Source organism: Snodgrassella sp. M0110 (assembly GCF_016101465.1).
Lineage (GTDB): Bacteria > Pseudomonadota > Gammaproteobacteria > Burkholderiales > Neisseriaceae > Snodgrassella > Snodgrassella alvi.
In genome coordinates, this window is record NZ_JACFQM010000001.1 from 209690 (window position 1) to 232468 (window position 22779).

Sequence of the window (22779 nt, forward strand, 5' to 3'; positions counted from 1 at the left end):
TATTATCTTTTTTTTGAAATAAAATACTCTTCGAAATGCGCATGATAAACTACATTTATCTGAATATAGTTTCAAAGTATGAGATATTTCCCGTTTTTTTTCTGTACTATATACGGCAAAGATAATATTGTCAAAGCATTTACTATATTTCCCTTCATTAATCAGGAAATGAGCAAAATAGTTGGCAATATCGTTCAGATTGTTACAGAAAACGCCACATCCCCATGCTCCCAGAATCAAGTTCTACACACCATTTATTAAAATACGGCTAATATTTATCTATTCTATTCAGCATCATATTCTTTATTTTAGACAATTTGTCCGATCTATTATATTGAATCATTGCACGATATTCACGGCGAGACTTGTCAATATATCCATACATTAAGGTTTTGATAATAGGGTATCAATATCATCCTTAAAAAACATACGGCAGGACTATAAATCATACGGTCAGAATAAAGAAAAGTGTCTCTATTTTTATTATATTCATATATTTCATGATAGAATTTCATTTCGCAGAGTACAGTGACGATGCCCTGGCCAAGCTTTCTTCTTGCGCTTGAGCGCCCGATACAAAGCTACCTCCTCCATCCCATATGAGTTAATGCTGCTTCTTTAGATAAATCTGGAGGAAAAGAATCGTTTATATGCCAACTATAATTGTCATATTTTATTACTTTTGCTATATCTATATCGGATATAACTTCGCCTTTTGGTGTTTTATTCATTATAGTCATTTTTCATAGTAGAAGATGCATTTTTTTAATAATTGACGACAATGAAAAGCACCCAATAATTCATTGTCTTACTTGAGTCGAAACTTCCTGTTTCACTTAGCTTTTACGATTCAGTTAAATACTTATAAAAGAAAATAAGCTCATCATCAGGATTATTTTTCGCTAAAAAAGAATTATATTTTCATTTAATTCGATAATTCGGTTTTGTTTTTTCAAAAGGTACAGAGCAGGGTAGTATGTATTATCAATAATTCATTGTTCCGGATTAGATTGAATATTTGAAAACTATTTTTCTGCAAATAAAAGACTTTCGGCGTGTAAGCAGGTTATGTGCAAAGATAGCAGATAAAAAATAGCCGGAAGGAGCAAAAGGTGATCTTCTGGTTTTTTTAGATAAAATTAATTACTTGGATATATCTGAATAAGACCTTTCGGCGTATTTTCAGTGATTTTTAGCGTTGGTTCAGTTTCTATATTATAATAGTGTTCAATATATGCACCCAACCACAGACGTTCTTCTATGTTCGTGATAACATTATCTTTGTAAAAATATCTCCTTGCTGAAAACCTATTATCATCTGAGTAAAAATAAGAATCAGTTATTATAGTGCCATCTAATTTCACTAAAATCACATGATTTAGATTGGCATCATCTTTACTTTCAAGAGTAGCTCCAAATATTAATCCAATTATCTCATTGTCTTGTCTAAAGTAAAAATTCCTGTATACAAGCCATTCTTTTTTGAAATTTGAGAATTTAGTGTAGCGTATCTCTCCGATAATATTATTATTAATATCCATAAAATATCTATGTCTATGCTTTGCTGGAGAGCAGTCCTTTTTTTAAGCATCCTTCCAGGTTTATACCCCAATAACTCACAGTTATATGGTTCTAAAGAGTAAGCTGGCAATACTCCCATTCCCCATGATTGGCTGACAGCATTATCGCTTAACCAAATTTTCAACTCTGGATATTTACTTTTGTATTCATTAAATATGTCAATTAGATAATATTTTATGTTTTTCATTCACTATTTCTTATTTTTCATTCACTGTGCCTTAGGGAATTTCATTCCATTTTCCATTCTCTTCCCTATTAATTAGCAGATAAAAAATAATCGGAAGAGATCTCTCTGGCTTTATTTAGATGTCTTTTAATTAATAGCCCGCTGCCACCATGGTTTATTTTCAATATGACTTGATATAATGTCCCCTCTCCATTTTGCATATTTTTTTAAGAAAAACATCATAGCCACATCAGATTTTTCTATGACATCAAGAGATTCATTCATTCCCAAATAAAAGTAAATATTTATTGAGTCAAATAAATGGAGGACTTTTAAAAATTCTTCATAGAGTAAATTTCCATCAGAGTAAATTAATCTAATCATATAGTTATAAGTAATTTCAATAATATTACTGTACTTGGAGGTAACCACACTATTGATAAAATCGTTAACTATATTTTTACATATTAACTTATTGTATTCTGATGAATAATATATTTCATAAGCTACCACTTCAATATCATGTGGCAGTCTATACCCCTTTTTTATTAACTGAATAATATGACTCTTTTTATTTGGCATTTAATTTCTCTCACTAATTAGGCACTGAAAAACAAGGAAGTTTTGCCAGGTTTTCCCAAGTTTCAGGAAATGAGTTGATATAGTTGGTGTATTATCTGTTTGGCTGGTCGCTGTAAACAGGCCAGTATTCGGATCGTAATAACCCACACGAGGAAAGTAAATCAATTGCTAATTGATCAAAGCCATCTGAAATCTGTAATGTATTATAAATACCTTCACCATAGAGTTGTCAAAAACGGTATTTTAATCCTGCACTATGGGTTAACAGATGATGCAAAGTAATAACAGCATATTTATTATGGTAATAGATAATATTTATGTGGAAATAAATAATTTGAGTGAGTTTGCCTTGATAACAGCCTGTCTGCAAATTTAGTCAGTTCCGCACATACCCGACAACACTATAAATAGCTTTCGGTAGGACTTAATTTTTAATTGACTTAACTAGCCTGAGCTATATATATCATGAGATATTTATTATTGTTTTGACAGTAAAATCATGCGTTGATATAATCGCGAATTCCGTTTTTTGCGGAAATTTAATTTTTGTTTTTTAATTGAATTCCTATTGGAGTTGAGTATGTACGCGGTCGTAAAAACCGGCGGTAAACAATATAAAGTTGCCGTTGGCGAAAAATTAAAAGTAGAACAGATACCAGCAGAACTCGACAGCCAGATCGAACTGAATGAAGTTTTGATGATTGCTGACGGTGAAGCGGTGAAAGTGGGCACGCCTTTTATTGAGGGCGCTAAAGTAACCGCTAAAGTGGTTGCACATGGCCGTCACGATAAAGTACGTATTTTCAAAATGCGTCGTCGTAAACACTATCAGAAACGTCAGGGTCACCGCCAGAATTTTACCCAGATTGAAATCGTGGCGATTGCCTAATTGAGTGAAGGAATAACAGAATGGCACACAAAAAAGCAGGCGGTAGCTCCCGCAACGGTCGTGATTCAGAAGCCAAACGCCTGGGCGTTAAAGCCTTTGGTAATGAGCTGATTCCGGCTGGTTCAATTATTGTTCGTCAGCGCGGTACCCGTTTTCACGCAGGTGAAAATGTAGGTATGGGTAAAGACCACACTCTGTTCGCTAAAGTGGATGGTTATGTGGAATTTGCCGTTAAGGGCGCGCTGAACCGTAAAACCGTAAGTGTGCGTCCGTATACCGGCGCAGACGAGTAAGTTTTTACTGATGTTAAGCCCTGCCTTGTCTGGCAGGGCTTTTTTGTTATCAGGTCAGCTGGTGTGAAGAGGCAGCACAGATATTCTGTACTTTGGCTATAATCATGCTATGAGGTGTTCACAAGGGTATTACTGAGACTGGTTGCCCGGCATAAATATTGCAAACTGAGAATGATATGAAGTTTATTGATGAAGCAAAAATCGAGGTAGTTGCCGGCCGCGGCGGCAATGGTGCGGCCAGCTTCCGCCGCGAAAAATTTGTGCCTAAGGGCGGCCCCGATGGCGGTGATGGCGGCAGAGGCGGCAGTGTTTGGGCTGTAGCCGATGAAAATATTAATACTCTGGTGGAATATCGTTTTGTTAAACGCTATCAGGCCAAAAACGGTGAAAAAGGTCATGGTTCAGACCGTTATGGTCGCGGGGCTGATGATATTGAGTTGAGAATGCCGGTAGGTACGCTGATTCGTGATGTTGATACGGAACAGGTTGTGGCGGATTTAACTCATCATGGTCAGAGAGTATGTCTGGCTAAAGGCGGTAAGGGCGGCTTAGGTAATATTCATTTTAAATCATCAGTAAACCGCGCTCCTAAGCAGGCCACACCCGGTGAAGAAGGTGAAGCGCGCAGCTTGTTGCTGGAGCTGAAAGTACTGGCGGATGTGGGTTTGCTCGGTATGCCGAATGCAGGGAAATCTACGCTGATTAGTGCAGTTTCGGCTGCACGGCCAAAAGTGGCTGATTATCCGTTTACAACGCTGCATCCTAATCTGGGGGTAGTACGCAGTGATGACAATCACAGTTTTGTTATGGCTGATATCCCCGGTTTGATTGAAGGAGCTGCTGAAGGTGCCGGTTTGGGGCACCGGTTTCTGAAACATTTGTCGCGTACCGGTTTGCTGCTGCATGTGGTGGATCTGGCTCCTTTCGATGAAGGTGTGGAACCGGCAGCAGAGGCGCTGGCGATTATTGAAGAGTTACGCCGTTATGATGAGGCTTTGCATGATAAACCGCGTTGGCTGGTGTTGAATAAAATTGATATGCTGGCTGATGATGAGCGTGTCGAACGTGTGGCTCAGTTTCTGGCAGATATTGGCTGGGATTACCCGCAGCCGGATGATCAGTTTGAATTTGATCTGACAACCCCGCGGGTATTTCAAATCAGTGCACTGGCACGTGAGGGTACGCAGGAGCTGGTGCAGACCATACAGCGTTATTTGGATGTGAAGCATGAATTACTGGCAAAACAGCAGGCTGAACAACCTGTTGTGGCGGAAGTGCCGACTACAAACGGGTTGATACAGCCGGAATAATTCTGCTATCCGGATAACAGATACAGCCACCTGTTACAGGTGGCTTTTTTGTATTGGAATGAATCAGAAAATTGATGGTACTGAAAAATTAGTTTGTCTTATTTCTGAAAGAACGGCGGCGGATAAAACGATATATCAATTGCAGGAGCAAGACGCTGACTAATGCCAGAACGGCAGCCATTGATATCTGATCTATTGTATATACCGTTGATTTTATCGGTGTGACTGTGCCGGCGGTAGCCTGATAGGTGGCAATGGTAATGCTGCGTGATGTACGCAGGCTGGTTCGTATCAGCTGTTGTTGTGCGTTTTGTTCAATAACTTTATAACTAAAGGTATCGTTATCATTTTTCTGTTTGCTGCCGTCAGGCTTTTTAGCCAGAAAAGTGGTATTGGCCAGTGTGTACTGTTGAACGTAAGAATAGGGCAGGGCAAGAAAGGAGCCGTCCGGTTCAAAGGCTGCAATAGTCAGATCGCGGTGCCATGGTTTGTGATTGGCCGCAGTTCTGCTGTCCTGACCGGCAAGCAGGAAAATAAATAAAATAAAGAAGCCGCAAAATAAAATCAGTTTAAGCAGTCGCTGTTTAAACTGACCGGAACGCTTCTGAGGCTGACTGGCTGCCGGATTATGCTGAGTACTCATGTAACTAACCACTGCTGATTGATTAAATTCAGTCTGAATAATGTCTGAAAGGTAATTTTACCTAATTTTTGGCCTGTGAAAGCTTATTATATTGTTATTAATACTCTGATACGGGTAAATAATTACCGATTTTATTGATTTTAATGGCATTCTGATTTGATGATTTATTTGTGTTCATCTTTTTTTCCGTGCCCGGTATGTTTGATAATGATGCCTCGCCGATGATAAATAATGGTATGACGGTCAAATGGAATTTGAATTTTCAGATGGAAATTATTATCATTAATTTTGGTTATTGTTAATCTGATACAGGAATGAGTGTATGAGTGAGCAACAGAATGTCGCTGAGCTTCAGGCTGCTGTAACACGTTTACAGCAATTAAATTCTCTAGTTCTGGCTACGGTAGCACAGGATGGTACCCCTCAGGCAAGCTATGCGCCTTTTGCTGAATATGATGGTTGTCTGTATATCTTATTATCCGGTCTGGCTCCACATACACAGAATTTGCAGCAACAGGAGCAGGCCAGTGTGATGCTGATTGAAGATGAAACTTCGGCACGCAATATTTTTGCCCGTGCCCGGTTGAATTATACGGTATCGGTTACGGTAATTGAAAAAAACACAGCTGATGGCATTGCCGCTTTACAGGCAATGAAAACAAAACTGGGCAATACAGTAGATGTGCTGTCTGAATTGCCGGATTTCATGCTGTTTCGTCTGCAACTGGAAAAAGCTCGCCTTGTAACTGGCTTCGGCCGCGCTTATGTCTTTATGCCGGGTAAGGTTGATGGAGCAATACAGCTTACTGAAAAGAATGCTAAAACAGTGTGATACCGCTGTGCGCAGCGATTGCTCGGTAAAGGTGGTTAAAATCCCGTACAATAGTTGTTTTATTCGGACAAACCGGAGCTGCGTGCATGTGGTGTTGGCCTAAACGAATTTGGGTAATTATCCATACGGTATATGTATATGGTCTGCTGGATCTGGTTCAGCAGCATGCACATCCGTCATGGCTGCAAAGGCTGATACGTTTACTGCCGCGCGGACGCAAATACCGGCAGCTGGATGCAGCGGTACGGTTGCGTCTGGCTTTGGAAAGTCTGGGTCCGATTTTTGTTAAATTTGGTCAGGTATTATCCACCCGGCCGGATATAATCCCTGCTGATTACGCGCGTGAGCTGGCCTTACTGCAGGACAGGGTACCGCCGTTTGCCAGTGATGTGGCAATCCGGGTGATTGAAACTGAGCTGGGCAGGCCGCTGGCGGAAATTTACGCCCGCTTTAATCCACAGCCGGTAGCCAGTGCGTCTATCGCTCAGGTTCATGAAGCCTATTTATTCAATGAGACCGGTGGTATCGGTCAAAAGGTTGCAGTGAAAGTTCTCCGTCCTGACATCGCGCCGGTAATTGATCAGGATTTAGCTCTGATGGCTGTAGGAGCGCGCTGGGTAGAATGGCTGTTTGCAGATGGTAAACGCTTAAAACCACGCGAAGTAGTCGCAGAGTTTAAGAATTATCTGCATGATGAGCTTGATCTGATGCGGGAAGCCGCTAATGCCAGCCTGCTCGGGCGGCAGTTCAGTAAAAGCACTATGCTGATTATTCCGGCTGTTTACTATAATTATTGTGCGCGTCGGGTGCTGACAATTGAATGGATGGACGGTACTCCAGTTGCCAATACCGATAAGTTGCGTGAAAAGAATATAGATTTGCACCAGCTGGCACGCTATGGGGTAGAAATATTCTTTACTCAGGTATTTGACAACGGTTTTTTCCATGCGGATATGCATCCGGGCAATATTATGGTCGCAGATGACGGCAGGTATATTGCACTGGATTTTGGTATTGTCGGCACGTTAACAGATTATGATAAGCGCTATCTGGCAATTAATTTTCTGGCGTTTTTCAATCGTGATTATCATCGGGTGGCTACTGCGCATGTGGAATCCGGCTGGGTACCGGCAGATACGCGGGTGGAGGAGCTGGAAGCAGCAGTGCGTGCTGTATGTGAACCGATTTTCAATAAACCGCTGGCAGAAATTTCTTTTGGAATGGTGCTGATGCGGTTGTTTGAAACCAGTCGTCGTTTTAATGTGGAAATTCAGCCGCAGCTGGTGCTGCTGCAAAAAACATTACTTAATATAGAGGGGTTGGGAAGACAGCTGGATCCTCAGCTGGATTTATGGGCAACTGCCAAACCGTTTCTCACCCGCTGGATGCATAACCAGATTGGTCTGAAAGCGCTATGGAAAACGCTAAAGCAGGAAGCACCGGACTGGGCGCAAATGCTGCCTGCACTGCCGCGTAAGCTTAATGCCCTTGTAGATGAAAAGCGTCAGCTTGAATGGCGTGATGCCTATATTCATTTGCTGCGTACACAGCGGCAGCAGAATTTCTGGCTGGCAGTAATTGCTCTGGTGATGCTGGCAGTTTTTCTCTTTAAATAAAATTTTACTGTGTTTTCAATGTGAAGTTATCGGATATCAGCTTGCGATGCTGAGATGGTAGCCGTTATGGTTTAGCTGGTCTTTGGTTAATAATTGTACTGTTTTTATATTGTTCTTATGCTGAAATCTGCTTATAGTTATATGCGGTGCTTTAAGGTACGGATTTCGGGTTATAATTTTGTCATTGTTTTAGCTCGCGGTTCATCCGCAGTATCTCATCTGTAAAGGAGTAGCCTTGTGTCGCGTGTGTATCCTTATCCTTTGATTGCTAAGGAAGGCTGGCCGTTTATTATTGGCAGTCTGGTGCTGAGCATATTAACTTTTTTCTGGTGCGGATGGTGGTCGCTGCCTTTATGGGTGCTGACAGCATTTGTGGTGCAGTTTTTTCGTGATCCTGCCCGTGATATTCCTGCAAATCCCGAAGATGTGCTGAGTCCGGCAGACGGACGTATTGTGGTTGTGGAAAAAACTACCGATCCGTACCGTGGTGTGAATGCTCTTAAAATCAGTGTATTTATGAATGTATTCAATGTGCATTCTAACCGCAGCCCTATTGATGGCAAAGTGGAGCGTGTAGATTATTTTAAAGGCAGCTTTCTGAACGCTGCACTGGATAAAGCCAGTGCACAAAATGAACGTAATGCAGTTCTTGCGGTAACCAAAACCGGCCGGCCGGTAACATTTGTACAGGTTGCAGGTCTGGTAGCACGGCGTATTCTGTGCTACGTAAATGCGCATGATTTATTACATCGCGGTGACCGCTATGGTTTTATCCGCTTTGGTTCGCGGGTAGATGTTTATTTGCCGGAAGATGCTACTGCGCTGGTGGCTATTGGTGATAAGGTCAGTGCCAGCAGTACAGTACTGGCAACTTTGCCATTGCAGGCTCCTGACATCAGTGCTGAACCGCAAAGTAATACTGAAGAACATGCAGATCTGGTCACAGAAGCTGCTAATCGGGCAGCAGCTGCCGCACGGCATGTACTGTCTCAGGAATAAAGGCTATTAATTGTTATACAGGCTGTTTGTCCTTTATAAGGTCAGGCAGCCTGTTGTCGTTCAAACCGGTAAATGATGAGCAGATTCGATAAGACCAATTTATCTGAGCAGCAGCCAGAGCGGGTGCTGCTGGTAGGGGTATTGCTGGATAAGGATTTTCCGGTTGCTGCCGAGCGCCGGACAGTATTGTTTGAGTCGGCACTGGCTGAAGCAGAGGAGCTGGTACGTGCTACCGGAGCAGATTTAGTGGAAGTTGTTCCGTGTAAACGTCAGCAGCCGGACAGTGCATTGTTTGTGGGTAAAGGCAAAGCAGAAGAACTGGCACAAACAGTAGCTGAAGCCGGAATTGATCTGGTAGTCTTTAACCATGCGCTGACGCCTACGCAGGAGCGTAATCTTGAAAGGCTGCTCCAGTGCCGGGTATTGGATCGGGTTGGCTTGATTCTCGCTATATTTGCCCGTCGTGCACAAAGTCAGGAGGGGCGCTTGCAGGTGGAGCTGGCTCAGCTGGTTCATTTATCCAGCCGGCTGGTGCGTGGTTATGGTCATTTGCAGAGCCAGAGAGGCGGTATTGGTTTACGCGGCCCGGGTGAGACACGTCTGGAGACTGACCGCCGTCTGATCAGGCAGAAAATTACCCGTCTGCGTCAGCAATTGCAGCAGGTGCGCCGGCAGCGGGCAACTCAGCGTAAAAGCCGGTATCAGGGTACACTGCCGGCCTTTGCGCTGGTGGGCTATACCAATGTAGGCAAATCCAGTCTGTTTAACCGTTTAACCAAAGCTCAGGTCATGGCAGAAGACCAGCTGTTTGCCACCCTGGATAATACAGTGCGCCGTTTGTATCTGAATGACCAGACCAGTGTTTTATTATCCGATACAGTGGGTTTTATTCGCGATTTACCGCACGGACTGGTAGCTGCTTTTGCGGCGACACTGGAGGAAACTGCGCTGGCTGATGTGCTGCTGCATGTGGTAGATATTACCCATCCGGAATTTGAGCGGCAAATAGATGCTGTGAATACGGTATTACAGGAAATTGATGCAGAAAACATACCGCAGCTGATTATTTATAATAAAATTGATAAATTGCCTGCTGAACAAAAAATGCAGGGGATTGTGCGTGATATACATGGTCGTCCGCAGGCTGTTTATATATCGGTACAGGATGGCAGCGGACTGGATGATTTACGTACAGCTATGATAGAAATGGCAGGTATGAAATATGCACAACATAATAAACAGGATGAGTATTAATATTGCCTGTTGAGGATTTAGCTGAATATGACTCAAGAAAAAAATGATGTAATTAAACCAAATCGCCCCCATCGTCCGAACCGGCGCCGCCGGCTGCGAGATAACAGTATTTACTTGCTGCCTAATGCATTTACGCTGGCGGCGCTGTTTGCCGCTTTTTATGCCATTACACAGTCGATGCATGGTCATTATGAAGTTGCAGCGATTGCGGTATTTATTTCTATGCTGCTGGATGGTATGGACGGACGGGTTGCCCGTCTGACTAACAGTCAGAGTGCTTTTGGTGAACAGCTCGACAGTCTGGCTGATATGGTAAGTTTCGGGGTGGCTCCTGCCTTGATTGCGTATAAATGGCAGTTATTTCATTTTGGTAAAATCGGTTACTCGGTAGCATTTATTTATTGTGCCTGTGCGGCCTTGCGGCTGGCATTGTTCAATACTCTGATTGGTAAAGTAAGTAAGAAATGGTTTATCGGAATTCCCAGCCCGACGGCAGCTGCACTGGTAATCGGCTTAATCTGGGTAAGCCATACTTTTCAGGGTTTACCTCATGTAGACTGGCTATGCCTGATTATTACTCTGTTTGGCGGTTTATCCATGGTGGTTCAGATACCGTTCTGGTCATTCAAGGAAATCAATGCTTATCGTAAAGTACCTTTTTTTGTAATGATTCTGGCTGTTATTGGCTTACTGGTAGTGACATGGGAACCATCAGTAGTACTGTTTGCCTTTTTCCTGCTCTATAGTTTGTCCGGTTATGTGATGTTTATCTGGCGCGTGCTGACTAAACGCAAATTTCAGCCAGAATAATGATGAGCATTTCTATTGCTGAAAAAATAAGCTGATATATTGATTAAAGGAGAATAGTAATGGCAGTTAATTTGTCCGTGCCTGGTGATGAGCAGATTTTAGCCATTGACGGCGTGCAGGTATTTGTCGGACAGGCCGGAATCAAAAAACCGGAACACGATGATTTAACGCTTATCGTGCTTAACGGGATAAACAGCATCGGCGCTGTATTTACCCAAAACCGTTTTTGTGCTGCACCGGTACAGATTGCTAAACAGCATCTGGCTACAGACGCCGGAGTGCGTGCACTGGTAATCAATACAGGTAATGCCAATGCCGGTACAGGCAAACAAGGGCTGGATGATGCGCAGTTGATATGTGACAAGGTAGCACAGCAGATTGGTTGCAGTGCATCAGAGGTTTTACCGTTTTCTACCGGTGTGATTCTCGAACCTTTGCCGGTAGATAAAATTGTGGCTGCTTTGCCGAAAGTGAAAGTTGTACACTGGCCGCGGGCTGCTGCTGCCATTATGACTACGGATACTGTTCCTAAAATGGCCAGTCGTACAGTTTATATTGATGGGCATAAAGTACGTTTCACCGGTATTGCCAAAGGTTCCGGCATGATTCATCCAAATATGGCTACTATGCTCGGATTTGTGTTTACTGATGCGGCTATAGCCCAGCCATTGTTGCAGCAAATGGTAGCTGAAGTGGTGGCTACATCTTTTAATGCGATTACTGTTGACGGAGATACTTCTACCAATGACAGTTTTGTGGTGGTAGCCACAGGTAAGTCTCAGCTGGGGCGGATAGAGTCAGTAGCCGGAAAGGATTACTTAGCAGTCAAAACTGTACTGGCTGACCTGGCACTGGAACTGGCACAGGCGATTGTACGTGACGGTGAAGGCGCAACCAAGTTTATTACTATTGATGTACGCAATGCTCTGACTGAAGCAGAGGCCAGACAGGTAGGTTATGCTGTTGCCCGTTCACCATTGGTAAAAACAGCTTTTTATGCCAGTGACCCGAATCTGGGGCGTATTTTGTGCGCAATCGGTTATGCAGGTATTGCTGATTTGGATGTGGCAGCAATTAAGGTATATCTGGGTGAAGTGCTGGTGGCAGAAAATGGAGGCCGGGCTGCCAGCTATACAGAAGAGGCTGGTCAGCAGGTAATGGCACAGAATGAAATTACAGTAACCATTGATTTAGCACGTGCGGAAGCACGGGCAAAGATTTACACCTGTGATTTATCCAGAGAGTATGTGACGATTAATGCCGATTATCGCAGCTAATCTGTACTGAATCAGCAATTACTGAACCCGCGTTTAACGCGGGTTTAGTGCTTTAAAGGATTTCTTTTTGTACAGCTGTTAGTTTGATTTCTACTTTCCAGTCAGGGTTAGCAAGCGCAGCTTGTATACAGGCTCGTGCCGGCGCTCTTCCCGGTGTAACCCAGTTATCCCATGCCTGATTCATGCCTTCATATTCCTGCATATTGCTCAGGTAAATTACAGCTTCACAAATATGTTGCTTGTCACTGCCACATGCTTCCAGAATAGTATCTATCTGTGCCAGAACATTGGCAGTTTGCGCAGTGATGTCGGCATCTTCATTAGTTGGAACTTGTCCTGCAAGAAATATCAGGCCGTTAACAATGGTGGCTTCTGCCAGGCGGTTACCGCTCTCGTAAAATTTAATACTCATAAAATTCTATACCCATATACTGGTTCTTGTGAAAATAGCCTGAGCTACAATGTTATCTGTTAATGCAAGAATTTATTTTGTGGCCGGGCAATGCTGGACTGAAAAGAAAAAACAGACAGCAAAAGAATATAAGCAATGCCTTTTCATATCAATACTATCTTCTGAATCTATCGAGATATTGCTATATGATAACCATCATTTTTCACTAAGTAGTAAAATAATAATCCGTTATCTTTGCCTGAGTTGATGAGAATAATTGATGAGTAAAAGTAAATTTCCGGTTACTCCTGCTATCCGTTTTTTGCGTGCTCACCAGATACCGTTTGAACCGCATGAGTATGCTTATGTTGAGCATGGCGGAACAGCACAATCAGCATTAGCGCTGGGCGTAGACGAGCATGCAGTGATTAAAACCATTGTGCTGCAAAATGAGCATAAGCAAGGTCTGATTGTGCTGATGCATGGCGACCGGCATATATCTACCCGCCAGCTGGCACGTGAACTGGGTATGAAGCATATAGAACCAGCCAGCCCGCAGCAGGCTAATAAATGGACTGGTTATCTGGTTGGTGGAACCAGTCCTTTTGGCAACAAGGCCGGATTACCGGTGTATGTTGAAAAAAGTATTTATTCTTTACCACTGATTTATATTAATGGAGGTAAGCGTGGATTTTTGGTACAGATGCAGCCAGAATATCTGGCCTGCCTGCAGCCGCAATCAGTGCAGGTGGCAACAGAGACGGAATAATATTAGCTAATAAACACAGGCCGGACGTGAAAGTCTGGCCTGTTTGTTTGCCGGTTAATAAAAATTTTTATTTAATTAATCCGCGCTGATAAGAGTTATTAAAAGGCTGATAATTATGATCATGCAGCTGCTGGGCTGCTTCGGTTAACCAGTTGGTATTACGTAATAACACCCTTCCTTCCATAATCAAATCTGCCTGACCCGTTTGTAGAATATATTCAGCCAGATCAGGGCTGTCCAGCAGGCCAACGGTTGCTACCGGAATATTGACTACTTGCTTCATGGCAGTCGCAAAAGGTGTCTGATAACCGCCATGCACCGGGATATCCGGAGCGTAATCCATAACACCGCCAGTGGAAACATCGATAACATCTATGCCGTCACGTTCTAGCCACTGACATATTTCCTGCCAGTCGGCAATACTGTTTTGCTGACCGGTTTTATCATAGTCGGATAAAGACATGCGTACCCATAATGAACCGGAAAATACTGCACGCATTTCGAGAGTAATTTCGTGCAGCAAACGATAACGATTCACTAAAGAACCGCCATATTCATCGGTACGCTGATTGCTCAGCGGTGAAAGAAATTCACTGATTAGATAACCATGTGCAGCATGGATTTCAATTACATCCACACCGGCTTGCCGGGCTCGTCTGGCTGCAGCAATAAAATCTTCTTTGATTTGTGTGATTTCCGGTTTACTCAATGCTTTTGGCGTTTTCGAGCTGCTATTAAAAGGAATAGCACTGGGTGCAACTGGCTGTAATGCATCTGAAGCTTTGCGTCCGGCATGTGCCAGTTGCACACCTACTTTGCTGTTCAGATAATGTAGTGAATCAACCAGCTGAGCGAATTTTTCTGTCTGACTATCATCCCATAAACCTAAATCGTGTTTGGTAATTCGTCCGTCCGGCTGTACGGCAGTGGCTTCTATAATAATCAGACCGACATTGGCAATGGCACGTGCGCCATAATGTGCAAAATGAAAAGGTGTAACGATGCCGTTTTCCTTTTTTACTTCATACATGCACATTGGTGCCATAACTACCCGGTTTTTCAGATTTAAATTACCAATGGTTATAGGAGATAATAATAATGACATTGATTGTTCCTTTTGATTATCTGATTCCTGATTGGGTGCAGTAAGTAATGTATAAAAACAATATTCAGATTATTTTTATTGATTTATTACTTCTTATCCAGTTCTCTGAATGATATCTGACAGGCAGATACAGCCTGCTATCAGCAGATATTTCATTAAGTTCATCATATAATAATATCTTGTTTGATAAACATAATTAATTATTATTTACTTACAAATAAAACTTATTTGTAATTTAAATTATCTATAATTTGTGACACAAATCCCCACACATGAATGCCTGCCAGTCTACGTCAATATTTTTTCCAAATGCGATGACTTTAAATAACTCGCCCATTTCATGTGCATCCAGCAGAGTATGACAGGACGAAGCAGTCTGAATGTATGCATTTTCTTCCGGTTTGCCGGTTTTTGCGAGTAATTCGGTTATACCCAGATTAAGCAGAAAGGTTGCCTGATTGGTATAACCAATTAAGTCCAGATGATTATCAATGCCGGCATCAGCAATACGGGTGAAATTAATATGAGCGGTTAAGTCAGTGAGTCCGGGATAAAAGAACGGATCATGGACGGTATGATGCCGGTAGTGGCCGATTAACGTACCCTGACGGCGCTGAACATGATAATACTGTGCTGCGTCAAAACCATAATCAATCCATATCATTGCTCCGCGTTTCAGCTTTTGTGCCAGTGTTGCTACAAAGGCATATTGTTGCGGATGCAGCTCAGACTGATAAGATTCTGCTGTATCAGGGAAAGTTTCCATGACCTGTTGTATTGCTGCGCTGGTAGCAGGTTTATCCTGCCAGACAAACTGGTTATTCAGCCAGCTAACGCCCATTTCTGTTATCTGATTTGCCTGACGGCGATAGACCGGAACAGGCATGGCATCCAGAACTTCGTTGCCTATCAGGATACCGTCAAACTGTTCAGGCAACTGAGTCAGGTGTGTAACTTTATGTATCTGATCAGGTGCATGAGTCTGAATATATTCTCTCTGACGCTGCGCCAGTTCTGCAGAAAGTTCAATAATGTAATAGTGCTGAAAGTGTTGGCTGTGCAGAGCTGGTAATACAGATGCTGCCAGATGACCGGTTCCGGCACCGAATTCATAAATATTGCCTGCTGTTTGTGGCAATAGTGCATCTAATTGATGTGCCAGCGTCTGCCCGAACAAAGGAGTCAGAACAGGTGCAGTAATAAAGTCGCCATCACGACCGAATTTTTGTGCTCCGCCGGTGTAATAACCATACTCAGGCGTATACAGTGCCATTTGCATGTAGTCGGCAAAAGAAAGCCAGTTATTTTGCTGCCGGATTTTCTGCTGAATAAGTTCAGATAATTTCTGCGAACTGATTAATGCGGCTTTTTCAGGAGTGGGTAAATTATCCATAGGATAGATGATGGAAATTGTAAAGAAGATGGTCATTATAAACGCTGATTTTGGCTTATGTTGACCCTGGTCAAGTATCTGAAAAGGCACATAGGGACTGGATTGGATGATTAGTAAAATAATGATTTGATTTAAATATATTTTTGTATTTTAGATTGCTTTTATTCGGCTTCGGAATTTGACTGGATTACATTGACCCTGTATGCAAAATTGCCTTATAGTGTGAATAAGTGTGTAAAGGTGTGGCGAAGTGGGGGATAATCCCGTTATATTGAATAGGAGCTGAACAGTGTTTGGCGGCGCGTATGAATTAAGTATAGACAGTAAAGGACGACTGGCGATTCCGGCCAAGTTTCGTGATTTGCTGGCGCGTCATTTCACTCCGGTACTGGTTGCTACACTGGAAAAGCGCACACATTTGTTACTGTATCCCGAGTCATCATGGCGCAGTGTGGAAGCTCAGCTGTTACAGCTTCCTGTGGCAGGCAACAGAGTATTGCAGGCCTATCAGAATTTACTGTTGCATAATGCGGATACTTTGGATTTAGACAGTGCCGGCAGAGTATTGCTACCGGCACATTTGCGCCGTCTGGTGAATTTTGAGCGTGAAGTTTATGTTGTGGGTCGTGCCAACCGCATTGAAGTGTGGGGCAGGGCGCTATGGGAAGAACAGAATAATGCTGCACTGGATATGGATGAAGATATGCTGGCGGCAGAGTTGGGTAAGACTCAACTGCAATTATGAGTGAACAGATAAATAATGGCGGTCATGTTACCGTTTTACTGAATGAAGCAGTTGCCGGTTTACAGGTACAGCCGGCTGGCGTGTATGTTGACGGAACTTTTGGCCGTGGCGGCCATTCGCGTTTGATTCTGTCTCAGCTCGGGAAAGACGGGCGGCTGGTTGTTTTTGATAAGGATCCGCAGGCGATTGCTGTAGCACAGGAACTGGCAAGGCAGGATGCACGGGTACAGGTTGTACATGAAGGTTTTTCTGCATTAAAGCGGTCGTTACAACAGCTGGGTATCAGCCGGATAAATGGCGCCTTATTTGATCTGGGTATTTCCTCTCCTCAGATTGATGATGCAGGTCGCGGTTTCAGCTTCCGCTTTGATGCACCGCTGGATATGCGTATGGATACTACGCGCGGACAGTCAGCAGCCCAATGGCTGGCTGTGGCAGAAGAGCAGGATATACACGAGGTAATTAAAAATTATGGTGAAGAGCGGTTTAGTCGCCAGATTGCACGGACAATTGTGGCGCAGCGGGAACAAAGCCCGATTACCACAACCGGCCAGCTGGCGTGCCTCGTCGCACAGGTCGTCCGTACTCGTGAACGCGGACAGGATCCGGCCACACGTACCTTCCAGGCCATTCGCATCTTTATTAACCGTGAACTGGAAGAAATAACTGTAGTACTGCCGCAAGTGATGGAATGTCTGGTTGCCGGCGGACGGATGGCGGTGATTTCATTTCATTCACTGGAAGACCGGATTGTAAAAAGATTTATGCAGCAGCACAGCAAGCCGGCTCCTTTACCACGCTGGGCAGTAGTTAAAGAAGCAGAACGTGAGCAGCCGCCGTTGCGCCTGATAGGCAAGGCGCAAAAACCTGCTCCGGCAGAAATTGAAGTTAATCCGCGAGCCCGTTCAGCGGTATTACGGGTAGCAGAACGCAGTTATTAAATAAAGACTAATAGTTGATTAATTATGAATAAAATCAACATTATTTTGCTTATATTGGTACTGGCTTCAGCTTTTGCTGTTGTAACAGTACAGGATCGTTCGCGTCAGTTTTTTATTGCGCTGGATAAAGCGCAAAAAGGGGAAAGTCTTTTGAACGAAGACTTTAGTCGCTTAAAGTTAGCGCAGGCAAAGCTATCTAATCATCAGTTGATTCAGGATGCTTCAGCCCGGCAGAATCTGCATTCGCCGTCATTGGCTGAAACGCAGATGCTGGCTGCGCCGCGCCCGGTTAAGTAATGAAGTGAAGGGTCAGGGATTAATGGAGTACTGCTTCAGGCAGTATTTCCGGCAGTGGAACAAACTACTATGTTAATTAAAAACGATTATAAGCCACGCATGCTGCCCCGTGAGGTAAAACAGGCTAAGCCTGTAACCACTAACGGGCGGATTGTATTGGTATTAGGTGCTCTGGCTATAGCTTTTGCTATGCTAATCGGACGTGGTATCTACTTGCAGACTGAGAAACATGAATTTCTGAAAGAGCAGGGTGATCAGCGTTTTGTCCGTACTCTTCCGCTTACTGCTACCCGTGGCACAATTACTGACCGCAACGGAGCCGCACTGGCCATCAGTGCACCCGCAGATTCTTTATATGCTGTGCCCTCTGCCATGGAGCAGATGCCGACAGATACTCAGATTCAACAGTTATCTGCATTAATTGATGTACCGGCGGCAACCATTAAAAGCCGCCTTAGCCGTAATAAAGACTTCATTTATCTGAAAAGGCAATTATCGCCGGAGGTTGCTGAAAAGGTTGCTGCACTGAATATTAAAGGTCTTGCCTTTCAGCATGAAAGTAAACGCCATTATCCGATGGGACCGATTTTTTCCCATATTATCGGTTTTACTAATATTGACGGTAAGGGGCAGGAAGGACTGGAATTATCGCGTGAAGACAGTCTGCATGGTATTGATGGTGCTAAAGTTGTTTTGCGCGACAATAAAGGTAATATTGTTGATAGTCTGGATTCTCCGCGTAACCGTCTTCCTCAGAATGGTACGGATATGGTGCTGTCTCTGGATCAGCGGATTCAGTCAATTGCATATGAATCGTTAAATAAAGCAATGCAGTATCACACTGCATCAGCCGGTTCAGTTGTGGTTCTGGATGGTAAAACCGGTGAAATTCTTGCTCTGGTAAATTCACCGGGATATGACCCTAATAATCCGGGTGCCACCGATAGTGATGCACGCCGTAACCGTGCGGTAACTGATATGATTGAACCGGGTAGTGCGATGAAACCGTTTACCATTGCAAAAGGACTGGATAGCGGAAAAATCAAACCAGGCAGCGGTTTTAATACTTTACCGTATAAAATCGGACCGGCAACAGTACGGGACACGCATAATTATCCTTATCTGGATGTGGGCGGCATTATTCAGAAATCATCTAATGTCGGTACAAGTAAAATTTCTGCAATGTTTACGCCCGAAGAAATGTACAACATGTATACTTCTGTCGGTTTCGGACACCGGATGCATTCCGGTTTTCCGGGTGAAACACCGGGAGTAGTACGTGACTGGCATAACTGGCGACCGATTGAGCAGGCTACTATGTCTTTTGGTTATGGTATACAGATGAGTCTGCTCCAGCTGGCACGGGCATATACTATCTTTACCAATGACGGTGCGTTACTGCCAGTGAGTTTTCTTAAGCTGAACAGTGCCCCGCAGGGTGAGCAGATTATCCAGCCAAAGACTGCAAAGGCAGTACGCCATATGATGATTGCTGTAACTCAGCCCGGTGGTACCGGTTTGCAGGGGGCAATTGACGGGTATGATGTAGCCGCTAAAACAGGTACTGCGCGAATGCTGGTAGACGGACACTATTCTGATTCCAAGCATATGGCTACATTTATCGGCTTTGCACCGGCAGACAATCCGCGAGTTATTGTAGCAGTCAATATTCAGAATCCTACTACTAATGGTTATTACGGGGGGCCGGTTGCCGGTCCGGTATTCCATGATGTAATGGTAGGTACTCTGAATGTACTTGGTGTTTCTCCGAGCAGACCGGTAAAATCCGGGTCACATTCTGAAACGCATTAATCTGAGGACAATCTGTGTGTTTGCACAGATTGTCTGTCTGTTTGTACCCGATAAAAATGTTTGAATCGACAGTATTATGTTTTCCCTGAAAAAAATTTTGCCTGAATATCATTTAAGTGCTGAAACAAGCCGGCTGATTGCCGGCCGTACATTGCGGGTGGATAGCAGAAAGGTACAGCCCGGAGATGTATTTGTAGCCTGTCAGGGTGAGTATAGTGATGGCCGTGATTTTATACAGGCTGCTATTGATAATGGTGCAGAATTTATTTTCTGGGATGATGATGGTCAGTTTGTATGGCAGACCGGCTGGAAAGTAGCGAATGAGGCTGTAAAAGATTTACGTCAGCGTGCCGGACTGGTGGCTGCTGCCTGTTATGACTATCCGGGCAGAAAGCTGAGTGTCTGGGGAGTGACCGGAACTAATGGTAAAACGTCAGTGTCACAATGGCTGGCGCAGGCTTCAGATATTCTTGGCAAAAAATGTGCCATTATGGGTACGGTAGGGAATGGATACTGGCAACAGCTGCATGATACTGCCAATACTACTATGGATGCGGTATCCAATCAGACATGGTTACGTGATTTTGCTGAAAATAATGCTGCAGCCGTTGCCATGGAAGTGTCCAGCCATGGTCTGGATCAGAGCCGTGTCGTTGGTGTCCCTTTTACCAGTGCTGTTTTTACCAATCTGACCCGGGATCATCTGGATTATCATCATAGCATGCAAAGTTACGGTGATTGCAAGGCTTCATTGTTTTACTGGCAGGGGCTGAAACACGCCATTATTAATATTGATGATGAGTTCGGCTATCGGTTATGGCAGGATTTATGCCGTGATTGTCCGCAGTTAACTGTACTGGCTTATGGTTTTCATGCTGATGCAGATATTCATATTAGTCAATTTCACGCTTCAGCAAGTGGTATGCAGGTGCATTTGCGTACGCCGTGGGGAAACGAAGTAGTACATACACGTTTACTGGGTCGGTTTAATGCTCAGAATCTGGCAGCCTGTATAGGTGTATTGTGTGCTAATGGTTTTACTTTTAATGAGGTAATTGCTGTCTGGCCGCAGATTAATCCTGCTACCGGACGTATGGATTGTCTGATGGGAAGTAATCAGCCGCTAGTGGTGGTTGATTATGCTCATACACCGGATGCACTGGAAAAAGCATTATCGACTTTGCAGGAAATTAAACCTGACGGAGCGCATTTGTGGTGTGTTTTTGGCTGTGGCGGAGACCGTGATGCAGGTAAAAGACCATTAATGGGAGCCGCAGCCGCTGCAGGAGCGGATTATGTTGTCGTAACCAGCGATAATCCGCGTACAGAAAATCCGCAGGCAATTATTAACGATATTTTGCCCGCTGTTGCTGAACCGGTGCTGGTAGAAGCAGACCGCAAATCTGCGATTAATTATGCTGTAAATCATGCAGCAGTTGACGATATTGTTCTTATTGCAGGAAAAGGTCATGAAACCTATCAGGATATCGGTGGTCAGAAGCAGCATTTTTCAGACTTTGAAATAGCACGGTCAGCTTTGCAACAGCGAGTCTAAAGTTTTGTAATTGCTTAATAATATGTCAAATTTAGATCTTAATTTTATTTATCAGACTTTTGGACAAGTGTTACCTGATAATAATCAGCCGGTCACACGGGTAGTTATTGATAGTCGTCAGATTCAGCCGGGTGATGTATTTGTAGCCATTAAGGGTGAACGCTTTGATGGTCATGATTTTGTTGATGAAGTGCTCGCTCAGGGAGCTCAGTTGTGTATTGTCAGTCGCTCAGACTGGCAAAATAAGGCGAAATGTCTGGTAGTTGCAGACACAGAAAAAGCGTTGGGAGAGCTGGCACAGGCATGGCGAATGCAGGTTAATCCGGCATTGCAAGTGTTTGGTATTACCGGTTCAGCAGGTAAAACCACGGTAAAAGAAATGCTGGCTACAATTTTGCGGCATCATGCAGGTACTAGTGCGGTTCTGGCTACTGCCGGTAACTTTAATAATCATATTGGTTTACCGCTGACATTATTACAGTTAAAGCCGCAGCATCGCTATGCTGTGATTGAAATGGGTATGAATCATACCGGAGAACTGAGTTATTTAACTGGTCTGACCAAACCGGACTATGCTCTGGTTAACAACGCACTGCGTGCTCATATCGGCTGCGGTTTCTCAAATGTTGCTGATATTGCCCGTGCTAAAAGTGAAATTTATCAGGGGCTGAATGCGAATGGAACCGGTTTTGTTCCTACTGATGATGGTCAGTCAGATATTTATATTTCAGCTTTGCAAGGTAAGCAATGTGTCCGCTTTGGTACAGAACAGGGTGATGTATATGCCGGCAATATTGTACTGCAGCCATTAAGTGTCTGTTTTGATTTGTGCAGTCCGCAAGGGGTGGTTAATTTACAAATACCGGTTCCGGGATTGCATATGGTACATAATGCTGTGGCCGCCTGTGCACTTGCTCTGGGTGCCGGTTTGCCCTTAGCGGCATTACAGGGACTGAAATCATTTGAAAATGCTAAAGGCAGATTGCAACAAAAGCACAGTGTGCATGGCGCTCTGGTAATTGATGACACTTATAATGCTAACCCGGATGCATTTAAGGCAGCTGTCGATGTTTTGGCGGCTTTTCCTGCGCCACGAATTATTGTGATGGGTGCTATTGGTGAGCTAGGCAATAATGCTTCTGCTCTGCATGCAGAGGTAGGTGCTTATATACGGGCACGCGGTATTGATGCGGCATTTTTTATTGGTGACGAAGCGCGGTTTGCAGCAGAAGCTTATGGTGTACCGGATGCATTTTATACGAATCGAAACAAACTAATTGATGATTTACGTGCATGGGATCAGCAGACAGCTACCATTCTGGTAAAAGGTTCAAGGTTTATGCATATGGAAGATGTAGTACAAGCAATAACACAGAAATAAATTATTGCTAACTCTCGTCAAGTAGTGCTGAACGACTTAAAATAGCCGTTTTTATCCGGCTCAGGCTATCTGGATGATTATGCATCATTCATATAGCAATAAATTATTTAATAACGGTTATGGCTTTGGCTGTGACAA

General features: G+C 43.7%; 25 protein-coding genes. 16 read left to right on the plus strand and 9 right to left on the minus strand.

Annotated features, from left to right (window positions below):
* Nucleotides 1-368 precede the first annotated feature (368 nt).
* From H3T84_RS12375 to H3T84_RS00955, 5 genes are all read right to left on the minus strand, one after another.
* Complete coding sequence (locus H3T84_RS12375; RefSeq protein WP_174833871.1) at nucleotides 369-515, minus strand: poly(ADP-ribose) glycohydrolase domain-containing protein; 147 nt, start codon at nucleotides 513-515, stop codon at nucleotides 369-371.
* Nucleotides 512-601, minus strand: a complete 90-nt coding sequence (locus H3T84_RS12380) for a poly(ADP-ribose) glycohydrolase domain-containing protein (protein ID WP_174833999.1) — start codon at nucleotides 599-601, stop codon at nucleotides 512-514. The genes H3T84_RS12375 and H3T84_RS12380 overlap by 4 nt, the downstream gene beginning before the upstream one ends.
* Entirely contained in the window at nucleotides 582-731 is a 150-nt protein-coding gene (locus H3T84_RS00945) for a hypothetical protein (RefSeq protein WP_198217202.1), read from the minus strand. Before H3T84_RS00945 ends, H3T84_RS12380 begins: the two co-directional genes overlap by 20 nt.
* 408 nt (nucleotides 732-1139) lie before the next feature.
* Nucleotides 1140-1541 (minus strand): hypothetical protein, encoded by a 402-nt coding sequence (locus H3T84_RS00950; RefSeq protein ID WP_198217204.1) that lies wholly within the window; start codon nucleotides 1539-1541, stop codon nucleotides 1140-1142.
* 353 nt (nucleotides 1542-1894) lie between these two features.
* Nucleotides 1895-2329 carry a hypothetical protein gene (locus H3T84_RS00955; RefSeq protein WP_198217206.1) on the minus strand — a complete coding sequence of 145 codons (435 nt, stop codon included), beginning with the start codon at nucleotides 2327-2329 and terminating at the stop codon, nucleotides 1895-1897.
* A gap of 580 nt (nucleotides 2330-2909) precedes the next feature.
* Between H3T84_RS00955 and rplU the strand changes: the two genes are divergently transcribed.
* The 3 genes from rplU to obgE all read left to right on the plus strand — a co-directional run bounded on the left by rplU (nucleotide 2910) and on the right by obgE (nucleotide 4821).
* Entirely contained in the window at nucleotides 2910-3218 is a 309-nt protein-coding gene (rplU, locus tag H3T84_RS00960; protein WP_025331258.1) for a 50S ribosomal protein L21, read from the plus strand.
* Nucleotides 3219-3238: 20 nt separating this feature from the next.
* A complete protein-coding gene (gene rpmA / locus H3T84_RS00965) occupies nucleotides 3239-3511 on the plus strand; it encodes a 50S ribosomal protein L27 (RefSeq protein ID WP_025331257.1) in 273 nt (90 codons plus the stop codon).
* Between the two features lie 176 nt (nucleotides 3512-3687).
* On the plus strand, nucleotides 3688-4821 hold the full coding sequence (gene obgE, locus H3T84_RS00970; protein WP_198217208.1) for a GTPase ObgE: 1134 nt from the start codon (nucleotides 3688-3690) through the stop codon (nucleotides 4819-4821).
* A gap of 88 nt (nucleotides 4822-4909) precedes the next feature.
* Here obgE and H3T84_RS00975 read toward each other — a convergent pair whose 3' ends face one another.
* Nucleotides 4910-5464: a hypothetical protein gene (locus H3T84_RS00975; protein WP_084552083.1), complete on the minus strand. Its 555-nt coding sequence runs from the start codon at nucleotides 5462-5464 to the stop codon at nucleotides 4910-4912.
* A 322-nt stretch (nucleotides 5465-5786) separates the two neighbouring features.
* Between H3T84_RS00975 and H3T84_RS00980 the strand changes: the two genes are divergently transcribed.
* From H3T84_RS00980 to argJ, 6 genes are all read left to right on the plus strand, one after another.
* Complete coding sequence (locus H3T84_RS00980; RefSeq protein ID WP_037392667.1) at nucleotides 5787-6296, plus strand: HugZ family protein; 510 nt, start codon at nucleotides 5787-5789, stop codon at nucleotides 6294-6296.
* 86 nt (nucleotides 6297-6382) lie between these two features.
* Complete coding sequence (ubiB, locus tag H3T84_RS00985; protein WP_198217216.1) at nucleotides 6383-7912, plus strand: ubiquinone biosynthesis regulatory protein kinase UbiB; 1530 nt, start codon at nucleotides 6383-6385, stop codon at nucleotides 7910-7912.
* A 237-nt stretch (nucleotides 7913-8149) separates the two neighbouring features.
* A complete protein-coding gene (locus tag H3T84_RS00990) occupies nucleotides 8150-8911 on the plus strand; it encodes a phosphatidylserine decarboxylase (protein ID WP_041878867.1) in 762 nt (253 codons plus the stop codon).
* A gap of 75 nt (nucleotides 8912-8986) precedes the next feature.
* Entirely contained in the window at nucleotides 8987-10165 is a 1179-nt protein-coding gene (gene hflX / locus H3T84_RS00995; protein ID WP_198217224.1) for a GTPase HflX, read from the plus strand.
* 27 nt (nucleotides 10166-10192) lie between these two features.
* Nucleotides 10193-10975 (plus strand): CDP-diacylglycerol--serine O-phosphatidyltransferase, encoded by a 783-nt coding sequence (pssA, locus tag H3T84_RS01000; RefSeq protein WP_041878862.1) that lies wholly within the window; start codon nucleotides 10193-10195, stop codon nucleotides 10973-10975.
* Nucleotides 10976-11034: 59 nt separating this feature from the next.
* Nucleotides 11035-12252, plus strand: a complete 1218-nt coding sequence (gene argJ / locus H3T84_RS01005) for a bifunctional glutamate N-acetyltransferase/amino-acid acetyltransferase ArgJ (protein ID WP_198217226.1) — start codon at nucleotides 11035-11037, stop codon at nucleotides 12250-12252.
* 52 nt (nucleotides 12253-12304) lie between these two features.
* On the opposite strand, the gene H3T84_RS01010 is transcribed toward argJ, so the two are convergent.
* On the minus strand, nucleotides 12305-12664 hold the full coding sequence (locus H3T84_RS01010) for a RidA family protein (protein ID WP_037391759.1): 360 nt from the start codon (nucleotides 12662-12664) through the stop codon (nucleotides 12305-12307).
* Between the two features lie 259 nt (nucleotides 12665-12923).
* Here H3T84_RS01010 and ybaK point away from each other — a divergent pair, with 259 nt between their 5' ends.
* The gene (ybaK, locus tag H3T84_RS01015; RefSeq protein ID WP_078475701.1) at nucleotides 12924-13412 is read left to right on the plus strand and encodes a Cys-tRNA(Pro) deacylase; all 489 of its coding nucleotides are present in this window, start codon (nucleotides 12924-12926) and stop codon (nucleotides 13410-13412) included.
* 67 nt (nucleotides 13413-13479) lie between these two features.
* On the opposite strand, the gene H3T84_RS01020 is transcribed toward ybaK, so the two are convergent.
* Nucleotides 13480-14517: an NADH:flavin oxidoreductase/NADH oxidase gene (locus H3T84_RS01020; protein ID WP_198217227.1), complete on the minus strand. Its 1038-nt coding sequence runs from the start codon at nucleotides 14515-14517 to the stop codon at nucleotides 13480-13482.
* A gap of 244 nt (nucleotides 14518-14761) precedes the next feature.
* A complete protein-coding gene (locus H3T84_RS01025) occupies nucleotides 14762-15946 on the minus strand; it encodes a class I SAM-dependent methyltransferase (RefSeq protein WP_370523955.1) in 1185 nt (394 codons plus the stop codon).
* Between the two features lie 253 nt (nucleotides 15947-16199).
* Between H3T84_RS01025 and mraZ the strand changes: the two genes are divergently transcribed.
* From mraZ to murF, 6 genes are all read left to right on the plus strand, one after another.
* Nucleotides 16200-16655: a division/cell wall cluster transcriptional repressor MraZ gene (gene mraZ / locus H3T84_RS01030; RefSeq protein WP_025331245.1), complete on the plus strand. Its 456-nt coding sequence runs from the start codon at nucleotides 16200-16202 to the stop codon at nucleotides 16653-16655.
* Nucleotides 16652-17596, plus strand: coding sequence for a 16S rRNA (cytosine(1402)-N(4))-methyltransferase RsmH (rsmH, locus tag H3T84_RS01035; protein ID WP_198217229.1), 945 nt, complete (start codon nucleotides 16652-16654; stop codon nucleotides 17594-17596). Before mraZ ends, rsmH begins: the two co-directional genes overlap by 4 nt.
* A gap of 24 nt (nucleotides 17597-17620) precedes the next feature.
* A complete protein-coding gene (gene ftsL, locus H3T84_RS01040; RefSeq protein ID WP_041878843.1) occupies nucleotides 17621-17893 on the plus strand; it encodes a cell division protein FtsL in 273 nt (90 codons plus the stop codon).
* Nucleotides 17894-17962: 69 nt separating this feature from the next.
* Nucleotides 17963-19705, plus strand: a complete 1743-nt coding sequence (locus H3T84_RS01045; RefSeq protein ID WP_078475698.1) for a penicillin-binding protein 2 — start codon at nucleotides 17963-17965, stop codon at nucleotides 19703-19705.
* A gap of 76 nt (nucleotides 19706-19781) precedes the next feature.
* Nucleotides 19782-21260, plus strand: a complete 1479-nt coding sequence (locus H3T84_RS01050; RefSeq protein WP_198217231.1) for a UDP-N-acetylmuramoyl-L-alanyl-D-glutamate--2,6-diaminopimelate ligase — start codon at nucleotides 19782-19784, stop codon at nucleotides 21258-21260.
* A gap of 22 nt (nucleotides 21261-21282) precedes the next feature.
* Complete coding sequence (gene murF / locus H3T84_RS01055; RefSeq protein WP_084565513.1) at nucleotides 21283-22641, plus strand: UDP-N-acetylmuramoyl-tripeptide--D-alanyl-D-alanine ligase; 1359 nt, start codon at nucleotides 21283-21285, stop codon at nucleotides 22639-22641.
* Nucleotides 22642-22779 lie beyond the last annotated feature (138 nt).